This window comes from Flavobacterium arcticum (genome assembly GCF_003344925.1).
GTDB lineage: Bacteria > Bacteroidota > Bacteroidia > Flavobacteriales > Flavobacteriaceae > Flavobacterium > Flavobacterium arcticum.
Window position 1 is genome coordinate 2311717 of sequence record NZ_CP031188.1, and the last position, 15972, is coordinate 2327688.

At 33.1% G+C, this 15972-nt stretch carries 17 protein-coding genes; 12 read left to right on the forward strand and 5 right to left on the reverse strand.

Features of this window, described 5'->3' with window-relative positions:
- The first annotated feature begins 40 nt into the window (after nt 1-40).
- The 4 genes from DVK85_RS10425 to DVK85_RS10440 are packed head-to-tail and all read left to right on the forward strand — an operon-like array spanning nt 41 to nt 2506.
- Entirely contained in the window at nt 41-886 is an 846-nt protein-coding gene (locus tag DVK85_RS10425) for a toxin-antitoxin system YwqK family antitoxin (RefSeq protein WP_114678384.1), read from the forward strand.
- A 21-nt stretch (nt 887-907) separates the two neighbouring features.
- Nucleotides 908-1582, forward strand: a complete 675-nt coding sequence (locus DVK85_RS10430) for a J domain-containing protein (RefSeq protein WP_114678385.1) — start codon at nt 908-910, stop codon at nt 1580-1582.
- 46 nt (nt 1583-1628) lie between these two features.
- Nucleotides 1629-1997 carry a VOC family protein gene (locus DVK85_RS10435; RefSeq protein WP_114678386.1) on the forward strand — a complete coding sequence of 123 codons (369 nt, stop codon included), beginning with the start codon at nt 1629-1631 and terminating at the stop codon, nt 1995-1997.
- Nucleotides 1998-2056: 59 nt separating this feature from the next.
- Nucleotides 2057-2506 carry a hypothetical protein gene (locus DVK85_RS10440; protein WP_114678387.1) on the forward strand — a complete coding sequence of 150 codons (450 nt, stop codon included), beginning with the start codon at nt 2057-2059 and terminating at the stop codon, nt 2504-2506.
- A 223-nt stretch (nt 2507-2729) separates the two neighbouring features.
- Here DVK85_RS10440 and DVK85_RS10445 read toward each other — a convergent pair whose 3' ends face one another.
- The 3 genes from DVK85_RS10445 to DVK85_RS10455 form a co-directional block, all read right to left on the reverse strand.
- Nucleotides 2730-4010, reverse strand: a complete 1281-nt coding sequence (locus DVK85_RS10445) for a glycosyltransferase family 4 protein (RefSeq protein WP_114678388.1) — start codon at nt 4008-4010, stop codon at nt 2730-2732.
- A gap of 14 nt (nt 4011-4024) precedes the next feature.
- The gene (locus tag DVK85_RS10450; RefSeq protein ID WP_114678389.1) at nt 4025-6514 is read right to left on the reverse strand and encodes a YfhO family protein; all 2490 of its coding nucleotides are present in this window, start codon (nt 6512-6514) and stop codon (nt 4025-4027) included.
- Nucleotides 6515-6647: 133 nt separating this feature from the next.
- On the reverse strand, nt 6648-6941 hold the full coding sequence (locus DVK85_RS10455; protein ID WP_240339570.1) for a DUF4834 domain-containing protein: 294 nt from the start codon (nt 6939-6941) through the stop codon (nt 6648-6650).
- A 97-nt stretch (nt 6942-7038) separates the two neighbouring features.
- Here DVK85_RS10455 and DVK85_RS10460 point away from each other — a divergent pair, with 97 nt between their 5' ends.
- Both DVK85_RS10460 and DVK85_RS10465 read left to right on the forward strand, forming a co-directional pair.
- Entirely contained in the window at nt 7039-8034 is a 996-nt protein-coding gene (locus tag DVK85_RS10460) for a transporter (protein ID WP_114679041.1), read from the forward strand.
- A gap of 6 nt (nt 8035-8040) precedes the next feature.
- Nucleotides 8041-9159 carry a GTP cyclohydrolase gene (locus DVK85_RS10465; RefSeq protein ID WP_114678390.1) on the forward strand — a complete coding sequence of 373 codons (1119 nt, stop codon included), beginning with the start codon at nt 8041-8043 and terminating at the stop codon, nt 9157-9159.
- A gap of 66 nt (nt 9160-9225) precedes the next feature.
- Here the strand turns inward: DVK85_RS10465 and DVK85_RS10470 are convergent, their stop codons facing one another.
- Nucleotides 9226-10491 (reverse strand): aminotransferase class I/II-fold pyridoxal phosphate-dependent enzyme, encoded by a 1266-nt coding sequence (locus DVK85_RS10470; RefSeq protein ID WP_114679042.1) that lies wholly within the window; start codon nt 10489-10491, stop codon nt 9226-9228.
- Nucleotides 10492-10723: 232 nt separating this feature from the next.
- Between DVK85_RS10470 and DVK85_RS10475 the strand changes: the two genes are divergently transcribed.
- The 6 genes from DVK85_RS10475 (at nt 10724) to DVK85_RS10500 (ending at nt 15228) form a co-directional block, all read left to right on the forward strand.
- On the forward strand, nt 10724-11062 hold the full coding sequence (locus DVK85_RS10475; RefSeq protein ID WP_114679043.1) for a TM2 domain-containing protein: 339 nt from the start codon (nt 10724-10726) through the stop codon (nt 11060-11062).
- 3 nt (nt 11063-11065) lie between these two features.
- Nucleotides 11066-11476: a DUF2752 domain-containing protein gene (locus tag DVK85_RS10480; protein WP_114678391.1), complete on the forward strand. Its 411-nt coding sequence runs from the start codon at nt 11066-11068 to the stop codon at nt 11474-11476.
- Nucleotides 11452-11919, forward strand: a complete 468-nt coding sequence (locus DVK85_RS10485; protein WP_114678392.1) for a hypothetical protein — start codon at nt 11452-11454, stop codon at nt 11917-11919. Before DVK85_RS10480 ends, DVK85_RS10485 begins: the two co-directional genes overlap by 25 nt.
- Nucleotides 11920-11921: 2 nt before the next feature.
- Nucleotides 11922-12494, forward strand: coding sequence for a non-canonical purine NTP diphosphatase (locus DVK85_RS10490; RefSeq protein WP_114678393.1), 573 nt, complete (start codon nt 11922-11924; stop codon nt 12492-12494).
- Nucleotides 12495-12593: 99 nt separating this feature from the next.
- Nucleotides 12594-14381 carry a DEAD/DEAH box helicase gene (locus tag DVK85_RS10495; protein ID WP_114678394.1) on the forward strand — a complete coding sequence of 596 codons (1788 nt, stop codon included), beginning with the start codon at nt 12594-12596 and terminating at the stop codon, nt 14379-14381.
- Nucleotides 14382-14460: 79 nt separating this feature from the next.
- Nucleotides 14461-15228, forward strand: a complete 768-nt coding sequence (locus tag DVK85_RS10500) for a carboxypeptidase-like regulatory domain-containing protein (RefSeq protein WP_114678395.1) — start codon at nt 14461-14463, stop codon at nt 15226-15228.
- Here DVK85_RS10500 and DVK85_RS10505 read toward each other — a convergent pair.
- Nucleotides 15225-15893: a TrmH family RNA methyltransferase gene (locus tag DVK85_RS10505; protein ID WP_114678396.1), complete on the reverse strand. Its 669-nt coding sequence runs from the start codon at nt 15891-15893 to the stop codon at nt 15225-15227. The two genes, DVK85_RS10500 and DVK85_RS10505, sit on opposite strands and share 4 nt — an antisense overlap.
- Nucleotides 15894-15972 lie beyond the last annotated feature (79 nt).

Sequence of the window (15972 nt, forward strand, 5' to 3'; positions counted from 1 at the left end):
TTATATCTTTAAAATTCATTTCATTTTAAAATCTAAAATTTTGAAAACAAAAGGCTTTCTTATTCTGTGTTTTTTTATAACTATTCTATGCTACTCACAAAAACCATATATTGAAAAGTATGATAATGGACAACTCAAAATTCAAGCATTTGTGAAAGATAATACTTTAGATGGTAGTTATCTTGAATATTATGAAAATGGAAATATAAAAACAAAAGGAAGTTATAGAGATTGTGAATATAAAACTAATGTAACCCACATTAGTTTATTTAGCTGCTCAGTCGGGCGACATCAACTTCAAAACAAAATTAGTTATGGGAAAAAGAATGGCTTATGGGAATATTATTATGAAAATGGTAATTTAGATTTTTCAGAAAATTATTACTGCGATGTAAAACAAGGAGAATCAATTGCTTACTACTCAAATGGAAAAGTTTGGTTTCAAGAATTTTATAATGCAGGTAAGTTAATTACTTCACATGAATTTTTAGAAGACGGTAGTTTTTCAACATTAGAAATATACTCCTACATATATTGCCCTGAGAAATACCGTGATTTAGAAAATAAATCAAAGATAGAATTTTACGAAGATGGTACTCTAAAAAAGCGTTCAGATTTACAAGATTTCCCTGATGAAACAAAAGAACATATTATAGAGTACTATCAAAACGGTTTTATAAAATTGGAAGAAACTCTTATAGACAATTATCGAGTTGGGAATTACTATGAATATTATGAAAATGGGAACGCAAAATATATGGGGCAATTTAAGAACGGTAAACAAACTGGGGAACATTTTTATTTTAATGTAGATGGTAGTCTTATAAAATCTGAAATTTGGAGAAAAGGAAAACTAAAAAGAGTTGAATTCAGTAATAAATCATAATTTGAATTTTAAAATGTTTAAATGACCAACTACTACAAAATATTAGGTGTTACTACTACTTCATCACAAGCTGAGATAAAGAAGGCTTACAGGTTATTGGCAGTACAGTACCACCCAGATAAAAACGGTGGTGATAAAGCAAGTGAAGAGCGTTTTAAAGCGATATCTGAGGCATATATTGTACTAGGCGATACGGCAAAGCGAAATGCGTATGACTATACTAAAAAACAGCAAAAAAGCAATACTCGGCACAACACAAGTAGTCAAGAATCTACACTGGTAACATTTTTACTACTCTTCAGGAAAATAAAAAACAGCGTACTTAATGCTAATGGCTATGTTAACGAACAGGCACTCTTTAAGGTAATTAACGACTTACTGTCTGATAAAAATATTGAATCTTTAATTCTTGTAGAAGATGTTGTTGCAAAAAATCTTATGCTAGACGATATCTTAACATCGTGTATGTTTATTAGCGATTCTTTAAAGTCTATACTTTATCCTAAACTTTTAAAATTAGCAAACGGTGATCCTAGACTTGTAGCAAAAATTGAACTATTTAATATCAAAAAAAGTAACTTAGAAGATGCAAAACCCGTTGCGATAGAAGAAGAAAAACCTTCGATTGCTTCGATATTATTATTTATAATAATTGTATTTTTTATATTATTTATGGCTTTTAATAAAGGAGTATAAATAGTGTGCTACTTAAAAAATTCTATTTCAATTTAAAGTCAAAATTATGAAACATAATGCCAAATCTATCCGTCCGTTTATAGGAGCTAAAAATTTTGAAATATCACGTAACTTTTATAACGACTTAGGCTTTGAGGAAAATATACTTTCTCATAACTTATCCGTTTTTAAATCTGGTAATCATGCATTTTACCTTCAGGAATCTTATGTTAAAGACTGGGTAGATAACACTATGATTTTTATGGAAGTTGAGAGTGTGGATATATTTTGGAAAGAACTCATCACTTTAGATTTAGACAAAAAATATGAAAGTGTAAAACTCATTCCTATTCGTATAATGGATTGGGGCAAAGAGTGTTTTGTACACGACCCTTCGGGTATTCTGTGGCACTTTGGGGAGTTTAAAAAAATTTAAAATATCCAGAGTGTACTTTTTAGCACGGTATTTGGAAGTATTTTTATATCAATAAATCCATGCTACATGAAAAAATTTACCTTACTTACTTTTTTGCTTATATCTGTATAAGCAATAGCTATGCTCAAAACCGTACAGAAGCTGATGCCAAAACTATCTCAGCCTACCTGCCCGGTCAATGGAAAATAGTTAAATCTGATAACAGAAGGATTTATTTTGAACGTACAACCGATATTTTTTCTGTAGGAAGATATTATATAATCAGTAGGGATGGAATACTTATTACTAAAACCGTAGAACCTAACTACCCAAGACGATGTGGTAATGATTATAGAGTTAAAAAACCCTCTTTTAGTGGATATTGGCACATTGATGAGGATACTATTTTTACAACCCGCTCCAAATCAAATAGCCGACCTACACATTATTATATTATTGAAGTTAGCCATAAACATCTTGTTCTTGAAATAGAAAAGCTTCCATACAAAAATTATAGTACCATAAGGTAAGAGTTTATTTTTATCGTTTTAGAAATAGAATAACTCAAAAATTAAACCGTAATAAAATAAATTATACTAAAATCAACTTTGGCACACAACTTGCAATTATTGATATATAGAATCTCATGATACTTTTTTGAGATTTGTTAATAATTGGTTGGTTGGTTTGTTAAGTCCCGTCTTTCTTTCATAAGAGAAAGGCGGGATTTACATTTTATATATACTAATACTGTTAGTTATTTAGTAAAGTAGCTAGTTGCCCCGTTAGGTTTTTACGCGAGTAGTGTTGTAGTCCTATAGCATTTGTTTTCAGGTTACCTTGCTGGTATTGTTTAAAGTAGTTTAACAACGTTTCTTTAATCTTTTCTTTTTCGGTATATGTTGCAAATACTCCCGTATTGGTAGTTGTTATAATAGTTGAAAAATCGGCTCCTTTAGGACCTATAGCAAGTATAGGGCGTTCGGCAGCCATATATTCAAATAACTTACCTGGTATAATACATCGAGTGTCGGGTGAGTCAATTTCAACCAATAATAAAACTTGTGATTTTCGTTGCTGTACTAATGCTTCGGTATGCGATATGTATCCTAAATTATCGACATAGCTATCGAGTTCAAAACCAGTTATAGTACTCAATACTTCTTGGCTTACAGCACCTATAAATTTTAATTGAAATGATTTTTTAAAATCCTGATTTTCATTAATAAGCTCTGAAATTGCTTGCCATAATAATGTAGGATTACGTTCAGATAAGAAAGAACCTATATGTGCTAGCGTAAACTTTTCATCTAGTGGCTGTTTCTCTATTTTCTCTACATCATAACCATTGGTTATTACTGTAACAGGTTTGTCGGTTATAGCTTCAAACTCTTTTTTAGTAGTTGGGCTGGTTACAATAATTTGGTTGGCAGTAGTAAGTACTTCTCGCTCTAGCTCTTTATGCTTTTTAGCAGCGCTTTTAGATAGTTTTAATTCTTTATGATAGCCAATGGTAGTCCAAGGGTCACGAAAGTCGGCAAACCATTTTATATTCAACTGCTTTTTAAGCCCCAGTCCTATTAAATGTAAACTATGCGGGGGGCCTGTAGTAATAACAGTATCTATATTGTTTTTCTGTATATAATCAGTTAAATAACTAATAGATGGCTTTACCCACAATACCCGTGCATCTGGAATAAAAAGGTTACCCCTCACCCATAGCATGAGCCGTTGCATTAATGACTGCTTTTTTTTATTGGGTATAATACCCGAACTTATTTTTTTAGTACTGCTTTTAGAAAATGCCGAAGCCCAATTGTATGGTTCAGTAATTTTATGCTTTAGTATTGTAACCTTTTCATTTACTTCATTAACTAAGCTATCATCAAGCAACGGATAAGTAGGGTTTTCGGGTATATATACTATGGGTTCAATACCGTAATCAGGTAAGTATTTTACAAATTTAAGCCAACGTTGTACACCAGGTCCTCCTGCTGGTGGCCAATAATAGCTTATAATTAAAACTTTTTTCAACTTAAAATCAGTTATTATTCCCCTTTTGGGTGTTCAGTCTCTTTTTTATTTCCCATATATATACCCCATACTAAAAATAATAGCATAAATATAAAGCTAATCAAAGCTATGGTACTACCTGTAGTAATAACCTGTGGTTCAAACTTAAACTCTATAGTATGTTTACCCGCAGGAACCTCCATTGCACGCAATACAAAATCAGCTTTAAAGTGCGGTATCAGTTTACCATCTATATAAGCATTCCAACCATTAGTATAATACATTTCTGAAAATACTGCCAGTCCTTCATTTTTATTATTTGATTCATATTTCAAATAATTAGGTTCATGTGTTTTTAATGTAATTGTGGCAGTACTGTCTTTTACAAAAGTTGATTTTTGTAATATTTCGGGTAAGTCATTTTTATTAATAACCACCTCATTTTTACTATCCAATTCATTTAATGCTAAAAGTTCTTCATCTACAGTACTTACTGTTTTTACATCTTGTACAAACCAAGCAGCTCCATTAGCATATGGGTTGGTAATAGGTACTTCTTGCCCCTCACCTGCTTGTAAAATCATATATTTTACATTAAGCAGGTTAAGTACAGGGAATTTTTGACCCAATGCCATTTCTTCAGGGTTAATTGTTTCAATCATAGCCTGTATTTGCGGGTCTACAATGTAATTGAATAATTGATCCATTCGTCGTGGTCGTACTGCACTATATCCTCCTACCGAGTTATGGAAGTACGATGTACGCCCTTGTAACCTTAATTGTGGCTCATATACTCTATAAAATGAAGTATCTTGTAGTATAAATGAATCGGTAGGTGTAGCCTGAAACGGAGCGTCTACCTCACGAGCATTAACAAAATCTTCTTTGTTAACATAATTTCTATCTATAAAATAAAGGTCACCCACCATAAGTACACCTACTAAAATAGTAGCTAAAGTAGCTTGTAGTTTTTTCTCTTTAAATGCCCATAAAATTCCTGCTACTGCCACGATAAGAAAACCCGAACGTAATAAATCGGATGTGTACATACTCATACGTTGCTCTTTTAAGGTATCTACAAATGCAGGACCTATCTCGCCATACATTTGTCTAAGTTGCCCGTCCATCATTCCTGAAAAATTAAATGAACCTTTAAACAAGAATAGACAGGTAATAATACCTAAAGCTGTACCTGCTGCTAACTTTAAAGCTTTCCATTGTTCTTCTTTACCTGTTTTAAAGAATGATTGCAGCCCCATTAAAGCAAGTATAGGGAAACAAAGTTCTAGTATAACTTGTATAGATGATACTGCCCTAAATTTATCATACATTGGGATATAATCTATAAAAAAGGTAGTGAGTGCAGGGAAATTTTTACCCCACGATAGTAATAATGACAATAATGCTCCTGCAAGAAAAGCATATTTAATTTTTCTTTTATCGCAAAATAACCCTAATAACGCCAAAAAGAAAACCACCGCGCCTATATAGGCAGGAGCTTCTACGATAGGTTGTTCGCCCCAATAAGTTGGCACATTAGCAACAAAATTTTTCGCTTCTTGCGGGTTTGCTCCTTGCTCTAATATAAACTCATACATTACTGAGTTTTCACCTACATTTTCACGTGCACCACCACCAAATAATCTTGGAGCAATAAGGTTAAAACTCTCCGCTATACCATAACTGTACTCTGTAATATAATCATAATCCATAGCAGAGTTAGTAGTATTTGCAGAGCCATCGGGGTTTATAGTAAGTTCGCTTTTCCCCCGAATACTAAAATCGGTATACTCTGCGGTAGCCATCAAGTTAGTAGCATTAGCCCCTATAGCAAGTATTGCTGCAATAATAAAAGTACCCGATAGTAGTCCTATATGTTTAAAGTCTTTTTCTTTAACTATTTGTATAATGTAATAGATACCTATAACTAATAGTAATAGTAACAGGTAATATGTCATTTGGAAATGGTTAGCATTAATTTCTAGTGCTGCTGCAATCATGGTGAGCAATCCTCCTACTATATAGCGCTTCTTAAACACGAGCAGTACTCCCGCTAATACCATAGGCATATAGGCTATAGCATGGGCTTTGGCATTATGCCCTACGCCCAATATTATAACCAGATAAGTCGAAAAACCAAAGGCAAGCGCCCCAAAAAAAGCTTTGAGTGGATCAACTTTTAATACACACATCAATATGTAGAACCCTATAAAATAAAGGAATAAATAGTCGGCTGGACGTGGTAGTGAACGTAGTACCGAGTCTATTTTTTTAATATAATTATGAGGATATTTAGCTCCTAACTGATAGGTAGGCATTCCACCAAAAGCACTATTTGTCCAGTAAGGTTCTTCTTGGGTTTCTTTTCTAAAATCATTTTGCTCTTTTGCCATACCAGTATATTGTGCAATATCTGACTGGTATATTTTTTTACCTTGCAATACAGGATAAAAATAAATTAATGAAATGACTACAAAACCTATTATGGCAAGAAGATGTGGGTAGAGCTTATTAATGTTCTTCATGTAACGATTATCTTTTTATAACTATAAAAACGCCGTGAAGATACTTAATTTCCCTAAAAGTAGTAATATTTAACCTTAATAAATAAGGGCATTAAAATATAAAACTCCTCTTGTAGAGGAGCTTTATAATACTTTAATCAATTTCTTCAAAATCAATATATTCGCCAACTTTTTTACTTTCCTTAGGCTTTTTATTTTCGTTTCGTGAAGCCTGCTGTTGGTTATTATTTTGCTGTTGATTGAATTGTTGTTGGTTATAAAAATTTTGTTCGGCTTTTTTAACTACCTGTTGCATTAAAACAGGGGCAAAAAGGCGAAGTAAAAACTTAACTGCATAATAAACAAGTATTAATATAAATATTGTACGCAGTATTCCTGTAAGAGATGCCGTTACCATTATTATTAAAATTTCTTCAAAAATAAACAATCTGATGTTTAAAATTAAATAAGTGTTCTTAAAATAATAATAAAATGTAGTATTTTTGAAGAAACCTAAACGGTTGCCAATAATAAACAAGCCAAATATGAATATTGTAAAAAAGATAACTACTTATATTTTTCTATTAAGCTACTGTGTAATAAATGCTCAATACACCGATCAGATAAATTCTAACCGTCCTGGGCTTTCTGTTTCGGCATTCGCCGTTGGTAAAACTATCGCACAAGTAGAAACAGGTATTTATGGAATAATGGAAAAGCATAGTATACTTAACTATGAAACACGCGGTATGGGAGTAGACCTTTCTTTACGCTATGGTGCTTTTATGGAAGAGTTAGAATTCGTGGTTGATATGCAGTATCAGTTCGATCAGCAAGAAGATGCATTATACATAACCAATAGAAACGATTTTAAACAGTTTACCGTTGGGGCTAAATATCTTATATATGACCCTGATAAGAATTATAAACCAGAGCTAAACTTATATAGCTGGAAAGCGAATCATAAATTTAAATGGAGAAATCTTATACCTGCATTTGCAGTATATGGAGGGGTAAATCTTATTGGTGGGGATAACCCTTATACTTTTCCCGAAGATCAAATAAGTGCTAAAATAGCAGCTATAACACAAAACCATTTTGGTAAATGGGTATGGGTTAACAATATAATATTTGACAAGTTCCCTACGGACTATCCTAGTATTGGCGTTATTTCTACGCTTACACGCGGATTTAACGAAAAATGGTCAGGGTTTATCGAATTTCAAGGGTTTAGTAGCGACTACTATGCCGATGGTTTAGGCAGACTGGGTGCAGCTCACCTATTAAGCGACACTATGCAAATAGATGCATCAATAACGGGTAACTTTAAAGATACTCCCTCTATATTATATGGTAGTATTGGGTTTTCTTGGCGATTTGATGCTAACTATAAAGATATACTTGTAGCCGGTAAAGGCGAACGTGAAGATGAGTATAATGAAGAGCAGAAAAAGAAGAAAGAGAAAAAAGATAAAGAAAGAGAAGAGCGAAAAAAGAAGAAAAATCAACGTCTTGATGAAGTAGAACTTGACGGAAATTAATACTAAATGATAACCATAAAAGAAGCAAAGACTAAAAAAGAAATAAAAGAATTTATTAAATTTTCTTTTAAATTATATAAAGATTGTCCTTACTGGATACCTCCCATAATAAATGACGAACTTGAAAATTTTGATGTAACAAAAAACCCTGCCTTTGCTCATGCCGATGCCAAATTTTATCTTGCTTATCGTGATAATAAAATTGTAGGTAAAACTGCCGTAATAATAAACTGGCAAGAAGTAAAAATACAACATAAAAATAAAGTGCGTTTTGGTTGGTTTGATGTTATAGATGATATAGAAGTAACTAAAGCCTTATTAGAAAAGGTTTATGAATACGGTAGAGAACATAATATGGAATATGCCGAAGGCCCTATTGGTTTTTCTAATTTAGACAAAGTAGGAGCACTTACTGAGGGGTATGATAAAATAGGTACTGCTATAACATGGTATAATTACCCTTATTATATAGAGCATTTTGAAAAACTAGGATTTGTAAAAGAAAAAGAATATATAGAAAGTATATTTCCTTTTGAAAATGTTAAACCTGAAGCTTATAGAAAAGCTACAGACCTTGTTAAAAGAAGGTATGAGCTTAAAGCTATAAGTTTTTCTACTACTGCCGAGGTCATGCCATATGTTGATAAAATGTTTGACCTGTTTAATAAAAGTTATGAAAAACTAGCTTCTTTTGTAGCAGTATCAGAAGTACAAAAAGAATACTTCAAGAAAAAATACATAGGTCTTATCAACCCTGAATATATAAAATTTGTTGAGGATAAGGATGGGAACTTAGTAGCCTTTAGCATTGTAATGCCATCATTTGCAAAAGCTCTTATAAAGGCTAACGGAAAACTTTTCCCTTTTGGATTTTTACACTTACTAAAAGCTAAAAAGCATAGTAAAGATGTGGTGTTTTACCTAATAGGCATAGACCCTGAATACCAAAACAAGGGTGTTACAGCTATAATATTTGATGAATATTATAAAATTTTCAGCAAAAACAAAATTCAAAACTGTATTAGAACCCCTGAACTTGAAGACAACTTTGCCATGCATAATCTATGGAAACACTTTGATCCTGTAGTACACAAGCGCAGGAGGACATATAGAAAAGATATTTAAAATAATAATAAAGCCCATACAAAATGAATGTATGGGCTTTATTATTATTTTAAAGAGTATTACAATTTATTCAGCAGAAACATCAACTGTAGTTTCGGCAGCAATTTTCTTGTAAGTACCACTTTCTAGTTTTTCACGTATAGCTTCATAGGCCTTTAATGTAAGCTCTATATCCTCCATAGTATGTGTAGCAGTAGGTATCATTCGTAGTAATATAATACCTTTAGGAATTACAGGATATACTACTATTGATAAGAATATACCATAATTTTCTCTTAGGTCATTTACCATAACCATTGCTTCAGGAATACTACCTTCAAGATAAACAGGAGTTACACAAGTGTTAGTATCACCTATATTAAAACCTCTGCTTTTTAGCCCGTTTTGTAATGCATTTACATTTTCCCAAAGTTTAGCTTTAAGTTCTGGCATTGTTCTAAGCATATCAAGACGCTTAAGCGCACCTTTTACTAAGAGCATTGGTAATGATTTAGCAAACATTTGCGAACGCAAATTATATTTAAGGAAATCAATAACATCTTTATCAGCAGCAACAAATGCCCCTATGCTTGCCATAGATTTTGCAAAAGTAGAGAAGTAAACATCTATACCATCTTGGCATCCTTGCTCCTCTCCTGCTCCTGCTCCTGTTTTACCTAGTGTACCAAAACCATGCGCATCATCTGCTAATAATCTAAAATTATACTTCTCTTTAAGAGCTATAATCTCTTTTAGTTTACCTTGCTGTCCTCGCATACCAAATACACCCTCAGTAATAACAAGTATACCACCACCTGTTTGCTCTGCCATATTAGTAGCACGCTCTAGATTTTTCTCAAGGCTCTCTATATCGTTATGCTTATAAGTAAATCGTTTTCCCATGTGCAAACGAACACCATCTATAATACAAGCATGAGAATCTACATCATATACTATAATATCATTTTTAGACACCAAAGCATCTATAATAGATACCATACCTTGATAACCAAAGTTAAGTAAATATGCTGATTCTTTTTTTACAAAAGCGGCAAGCTCTTGCTCTAACTGCTCGTGTACCGATGTATGCCCACTCATCATTCTTGCTCCCATCGGGTACGCAGATCCATATTCTGCTGCTGCTTCGGCATCTACTTTTCTTACTTCGGGGTGGTTTGCCAAGCCAAGGTAATCGTTTATACTCCAGCTAATAACCTCTTTCCCATGAAACATCATGCGGTTTGACAAGGGACCTTCTAATTTAGGAAAAACATAATACCCTTCTGCCTGAGAAGCCCATTTCCCTAAAGGACCTTTATTCTTTTGTATCCTTTCAAATAAATCGTTTACCATTATATCAAAATTTTCAGTGTCATAAAAACGCATCAAAAGTAGTTATTAAATTGCTTGTATCATAATAATTTTTTATTCTAAACATTGATTACCCCTCGCTTTTCATAAAAAAATATTTTGTAACCTACAGAAGTTGATTTGTATTTCTCCCAAATTAAAAATGAGCAGAATTACAATCAAATCAAATATTTTTTTAGTTTTACAGGATAAATCAACCAAAAACAAAAAAAAAATGGACTCACAAAAAGTGGACATGTATGTCATGACAAACGCTAAGTACTTCAAAAGTCAGCAATTAAACTACATTCGCGAAAGAATGTTAGCTATGGATGACTCTAAATGGAGTATGCTACAAAGCGTAGAATTAAAAGACCCAACAACTATTCTTATTGTTTCTATACTTGCAGGTGGTCTTGGTATAGATCGTTTTATGATAGGCGATACAGGACTTGGGGTAGCTAAGTTATTAACTTGTGGTGGTGCTGGTATATGGGCTCTTGTAGATTTATTCCTTATTATGGATGCTACTCGTGACAAAAACATGGAAAAAGTACAGCAATTCCTTGCATAGATAATGAATAAAAAAAAGCTATATCTTATTATTACCCTAGGACTAATAGCTGGATATAGCTGGCTGACATATATATTGCTTCAGGATAACCCTAAGCACAGTAGTATGTCAGCTTGTTTTTTTAAAAACATTACAGGAGTACCCTGCCCTTCTTGTGGTAATACCCGATCGATACTTTCGCTAATAAAAGGTAATTTTAATAATGCTATATTTATAAACCCTTTAGGATTTATAGTTGCAGGTATAATGTTCATTTTCCCATTTTGGTTATTATATGACATCAGTCTAAAAAAAAATACACTACACAAAAGCTACTTGTATTTTGAAAAAACAATAAAAATTAAACCTATAGCTATAGTATTAATTATACTACTAATTGCAAACTGGATATGGAACATACAGAAAGGGTTATAACAGAAGAACAAACAATACACCCAAACGATTACGAACGTGCCTCTAATAGCTACCTAATGGCTATAGTAGCAGTAATTGTAGGGCTTCCGCTTCCTATTATTAATATTATAGCATCGCTTATGTATTATTTAGGCAGTTTAAAATCTTCTTATTTTGTAAGATGGCACTGCATACAAGCAATACTAGCACAAACTATTATGATTCCTTTTAACAGTCTTGCTTGGGGCTGGACATTAGCCGTTATTTTAGACAAAAAAGAGCCTACACTATATTATAGCATATATCTTTTTGGAGTTATATTATTTAATATTGTAGAGTTTTTTGCTGTAATAATAACCGCTTCAAAAGTAGGTAAAGGCGAAAACGTACGTTGGTTTTTAATTGCCAATATTACCGATATGCTATGCAGTAAAAAAAATAAAGATCCATATAGAATATACTAAATATGAAACTCGTTTTTGCCTCTAATAATAAAAACAAGATACAAGAAATAAAACACCAACTTCCTGTAGATATTGAGTTACTAAGCCTTGAAGATATTGGTTGTAACCAAGATATACCCGAAACCGCCAATACTATAGAGGGTAATGCAATATTAAAAGCAAACTATGTTACTAAAAACTATGGTTATGATTGCTTCGCCGATGACACAGGACTTGAAGTTGATGCTCTAAACGGTGCACCTGGAGTATATTCGGCACGTTATGCTGGCGATCAAAAAGATGCTAACGATAATATAAATAAAATACTTAACGAGTTAAATGGTATAACCAATAGAAAAGCAAACTTTAAAACCGTTATTGCACTCAATCTTAACGGTAAACAGTATTTATTTACAGGTATAGCAAAAGGTGAAATAACAATAGACAGGTCAGGCAATAAAGGCTTTGGTTATGACCCAGTTTTTAAACCTGAAGGAAAAAACTTAACTTTTGCAGAGATTTCACTCGAAGAAAAGACCATACTAAGCCATCGTGGTAAAGCTGTAACACAGTTACTAGACTTCCTTAAAAAATAACTATCTGATTTTCAATTTATTTACTTAAAATAAAACTCTGCAACTCATTAGCATATCTCACTAATAAACAGTACCTTTGCAGCTATTTTAAAATTATATATGAATAAATTTGAACAATTAGGATTGAATGAATCGCTTCTGAAGGCGATAAACGATCTAGGATTTGAAAATCCGTCAGAAGTACAGGAAAAAGCGATTCCCCTATTATTGGAAAAAGATACAGATATTGTAGCATTAGCACAGACTGGTACAGGGAAAACCGCTGCTTTTGGTTTTCCGCTTATCCAGAAAATAGACCCGGAGAACAGAAACACACAGGCACTTATATTATCACCAACGCGTGAACTTTGCCTACAGATTACAAACGAGATTAAACTTTACGCTAAATACGTAAAAGGGCTTCATACCGTAGCGGTATATGGTGGTGCTAGCATTACAGACCAAGCAAGAGAAATTAAAAGAGGAGCACAAATTATTGTTGCTACTCCAGGGCGTATGCAAGACATGATTAATAGAGGTTTAGTAAACATCTCTAAAATTGATTATTGTATACTTGATGAAGCAGATGAAATGCTTAATATGGGCTTTTATGAAGATATCGTTTCGATACTTTCTACATCGCCAGAAAATAAGAGTACATGGTTATTCTCGGCTACAATGCCACAAGAAGTATCGCGTATTGCAAAAGAGTTCATGAGAAAACCACTCGAAATAACAGTGGGACATAAAAACTCAGGTTCATCTACCGTTTCTCACGAATTTTACTTAGTAAATGCACGTGACCGTTTTGAAGCATTAAAACGTCTTGCAGATGCTAACCCAGATATTTTCTCGGTTGTATTCTGTCGTACAAAAAGAGATACACAAGCTGTTGCCGAAAAACTAATTGATAGCGGATATAACGCTGCTGCATTACATGGTGATTTATCGCAGGCACAGCGTGACTCAGTAATGAAATCGTTTAGAAATAGACAAATACAAATGCTTGTTGCAACTGATGTTGCTGCAAGGGGTATAGATGTAGATAACATTACACACGTTATTAACTACCAACTTCCTGATGAAATAGAAACTTACAACCACCGTAGTGGACGTACAGGTCGTGCTGGTAAATTAGGTACATCTATTGTTATTATTACTAAAAGCGAACTACGCAAGATTACTTCTATCGAAAGAATAATTAAGCAAAAGTTTGAAGAAAAGACTATACCATCAGGTATGGAAATATGCGAAATACAACTATTTCATTTAGCCAATAGGATAAAAGACGTAGAAGTAGATCATGAAATAAACTCTTACCTTCCTGCTATTTATGAAGTAATGAAAGATCTTTCTAAAGAAGAACTTATTCAGAAAATAGTATCGGTAGAGTTTAATAGATTTATTAACTACTACAAGAAAAATAGAGATCTTTCTACACAAGCTGCTGGCGACAGACGTGATGGTGGCGACCATATAGGCAACAATAGCGGAGCAGTTCGCTATTTTGTAAACATTGGGTCGAGAGATAATTTCGACTGGATGAGTCTTAAAGATTTCCTTCGTGATACACTTGGCTTAGGTCGTGATGATGTATTTAAAGTAGATGTAAAAGAAGGTTTTTCTTTCTTTAATACGAATGCTGAGCATACACAAGCAGTTTTAGATACTTTAAACAGCGTGCAACTTGAAGGACGCAAAATAAATGTTGAAATATCCAAAAATGATGGTGGATCTAACAACCGACGTAGGGACCACAACGGAAGAAGTGGAAGTGGCGGCGGAGGTCGTAGAAGCCAGTCTTTTGGAGCAGGAAAAAGTAATAGAAGAGAGAGCTCTTCTGAGCGTCCTGCAAGAAGAGGTGAAGGCAGAAGTGACTCTAGAGAAAGAAGACCAAGAAGAAGTTAACATAAAAATTTCTTCATAATTGTATACTAACTACAAAATATCGCGTTTGTTTATTACTTTTACGTCATATAAACAGTCAATGAGATATTTTGTAGTTTTTTTATTTTTAAGTTTTTCTATTTGCAGCTTTGCGCAACAGGAAGAAACCGTTTCGGGGATTATCATTAACGATGGTACACTAAAACCAGCAGTTAACGTTAATATTATTAATATTAATAAGGTTAAAGGAACTCTTACCGACCTAAAAGGAAACTTTACCATAGAAGCAAGTGTAAATGACACGCTTCATATATCCTTAATAGGTTACCAGTCTATAAAAGTGAGAGTAACTAATGACTGGATAAACAATACCACTACAACCAAAATACCACTTACAGAAAGGGCTTATACTTTAGAGGAAGTAATTATAAACAAATATAACCTTACAGGCTATTTGCAAATTGACTCTAAATTAGCACCTATTAAAGAGAATAATTACCGTTATAGTATATCAGGATTACCGCAAGGCTATGAGGGCGGACAAAATTCACCTAATGCTTTTAAGCGTATTGTAAGCTCTGTGCTTAACCCTGCCGATTTACTACATAATATATTTGGTAAAAAACCTGCCGAAATGCGTAGGCTAAGGGAAATGAAAAAAGATGATACCGTGAGGAACGCATTGGCTTCTAAATTTGACAGAGAAACACTTGCAGCATTACTTGGTGTTACTAAAGATGAAATAGCCGATATATTAGAGCGTTGTAACTACTCCGAAGCTTTTATAACCACAGCTAATGACCTACAAATTATGGATGCCATAAGCGGTTGTTATGAAGAGTATAAAGTACTTAACAGAGATAACTAAACTACTCCTTCTAGATATTTTTGGGTAATAAAATCAATATCTTTTACTGTTTTTCGTGTCCAGTCAATACGTTTATCTATTATCTCTTTTTCAGATAAATTCCATTTAATATCAGATTGTCGCAATCTGTTTGCTATATCTTGTATAATTATAGCGGCAGAGTTAGATATATTTAAACTCTCTGTAAAACCTGCCATAGGTATATGTACAAAACCATCAGCAGCTTTAATAACTTCATCCGAAAGCCCCGATTTTTCTGTACCAAAAAACAAAGCAGCAGGCTCAGTTATATCAAATGTATCTAGTGGACTTGAACTCTCATGTGGCGAAGTAGCTATTATTTTATAACCTCTTTCTTTTAAATTATTTATACAAGCAGCGGTACTATTAAAACGGTTTACATCTACCCATTTTTGGGCACCCATAGCTATTTCTTTATCAATATCTTTACCAAATCTCTCTTCTATCACATTAAGCTCTTGTATGCCAAACACTTCACAAGTACGCATTACAGCACTAGTATTATGTAACTGAAAAACATCTTCTATAGCTACTGTAAAGTGTTTAGTACGATTTTTTAATACATCCAGAAATCGCTGTTGCCTATCTTCTGTAATAAAACTCTCAATATAAGTAAGGTAATCAATATCAAATGTATTTTTCATTATAAATGCCAATGTTATAAATCTTTTATTAAATTAGGACAAATTTACAAAAAACAGAAACAAAATCTTTTATCAAATA

Bases quoted from the DNA above. Each gene is read 5' to 3' on its own strand.
- DVK85_RS10485 (WP_114678392.1), top strand. From the start codon at position 11,452: ATGGAACATACAGAAAGGGTTATAACAGAAGAACAAACAATACACCCA.
- DVK85_RS10475 (WP_114679043.1), top strand. From the start codon at position 10,724: ATGGACTCACAAAAAGTGGACATGTATGTCATGACAAACGCTAAGTAC.
- DVK85_RS10470 (WP_114679042.1), bottom strand. From the start codon at position 10,491: ATGGTAAACGATTTATTTGAAAGGATACAAAAGAATAAAGGTCCTTTA.
- DVK85_RS10460 (WP_114679041.1), top strand. From the start codon at position 7,039: ATGAATATTGTAAAAAAGATAACTACTTATATTTTTCTATTAAGCTAC.
- DVK85_RS10430 (WP_114678385.1), top strand. From the start codon at position 908: ATGACCAACTACTACAAAATATTAGGTGTTACTACTACTTCATCACAA.
- DVK85_RS10480 (WP_114678391.1), top strand. From the start codon at position 11,066: ATGAATAAAAAAAAGCTATATCTTATTATTACCCTAGGACTAATAGCT.
- DVK85_RS10450 (WP_114678389.1), bottom strand. From the start codon at position 6,514: ATGAAGAACATTAATAAGCTCTACCCACATCTTCTTGCCATAATAGGT.
- DVK85_RS10440 (WP_114678387.1), top strand. From the start codon at position 2,057: ATGCTACATGAAAAAATTTACCTTACTTACTTTTTTGCTTATATCTGT.
- DVK85_RS10490 (WP_114678393.1), top strand. From the start codon at position 11,922: ATGAAACTCGTTTTTGCCTCTAATAATAAAAACAAGATACAAGAAATA.
- DVK85_RS10505 (WP_114678396.1), bottom strand. From the start codon at position 15,893: ATGAAAAATACATTTGATATTGATTACCTTACTTATATTGAGAGTTTT.
- DVK85_RS10435 (WP_114678386.1), top strand. From the start codon at position 1,629: ATGAAACATAATGCCAAATCTATCCGTCCGTTTATAGGAGCTAAAAAT.
- DVK85_RS10495 (WP_114678394.1), top strand. From the start codon at position 12,594: ATGAATAAATTTGAACAATTAGGATTGAATGAATCGCTTCTGAAGGCG.
- DVK85_RS10465 (WP_114678390.1), top strand. From the start codon at position 8,041: ATGATAACCATAAAAGAAGCAAAGACTAAAAAAGAAATAAAAGAATTT.
- DVK85_RS10500 (WP_114678395.1), top strand. From the start codon at position 14,461: ATGAGATATTTTGTAGTTTTTTTATTTTTAAGTTTTTCTATTTGCAGC.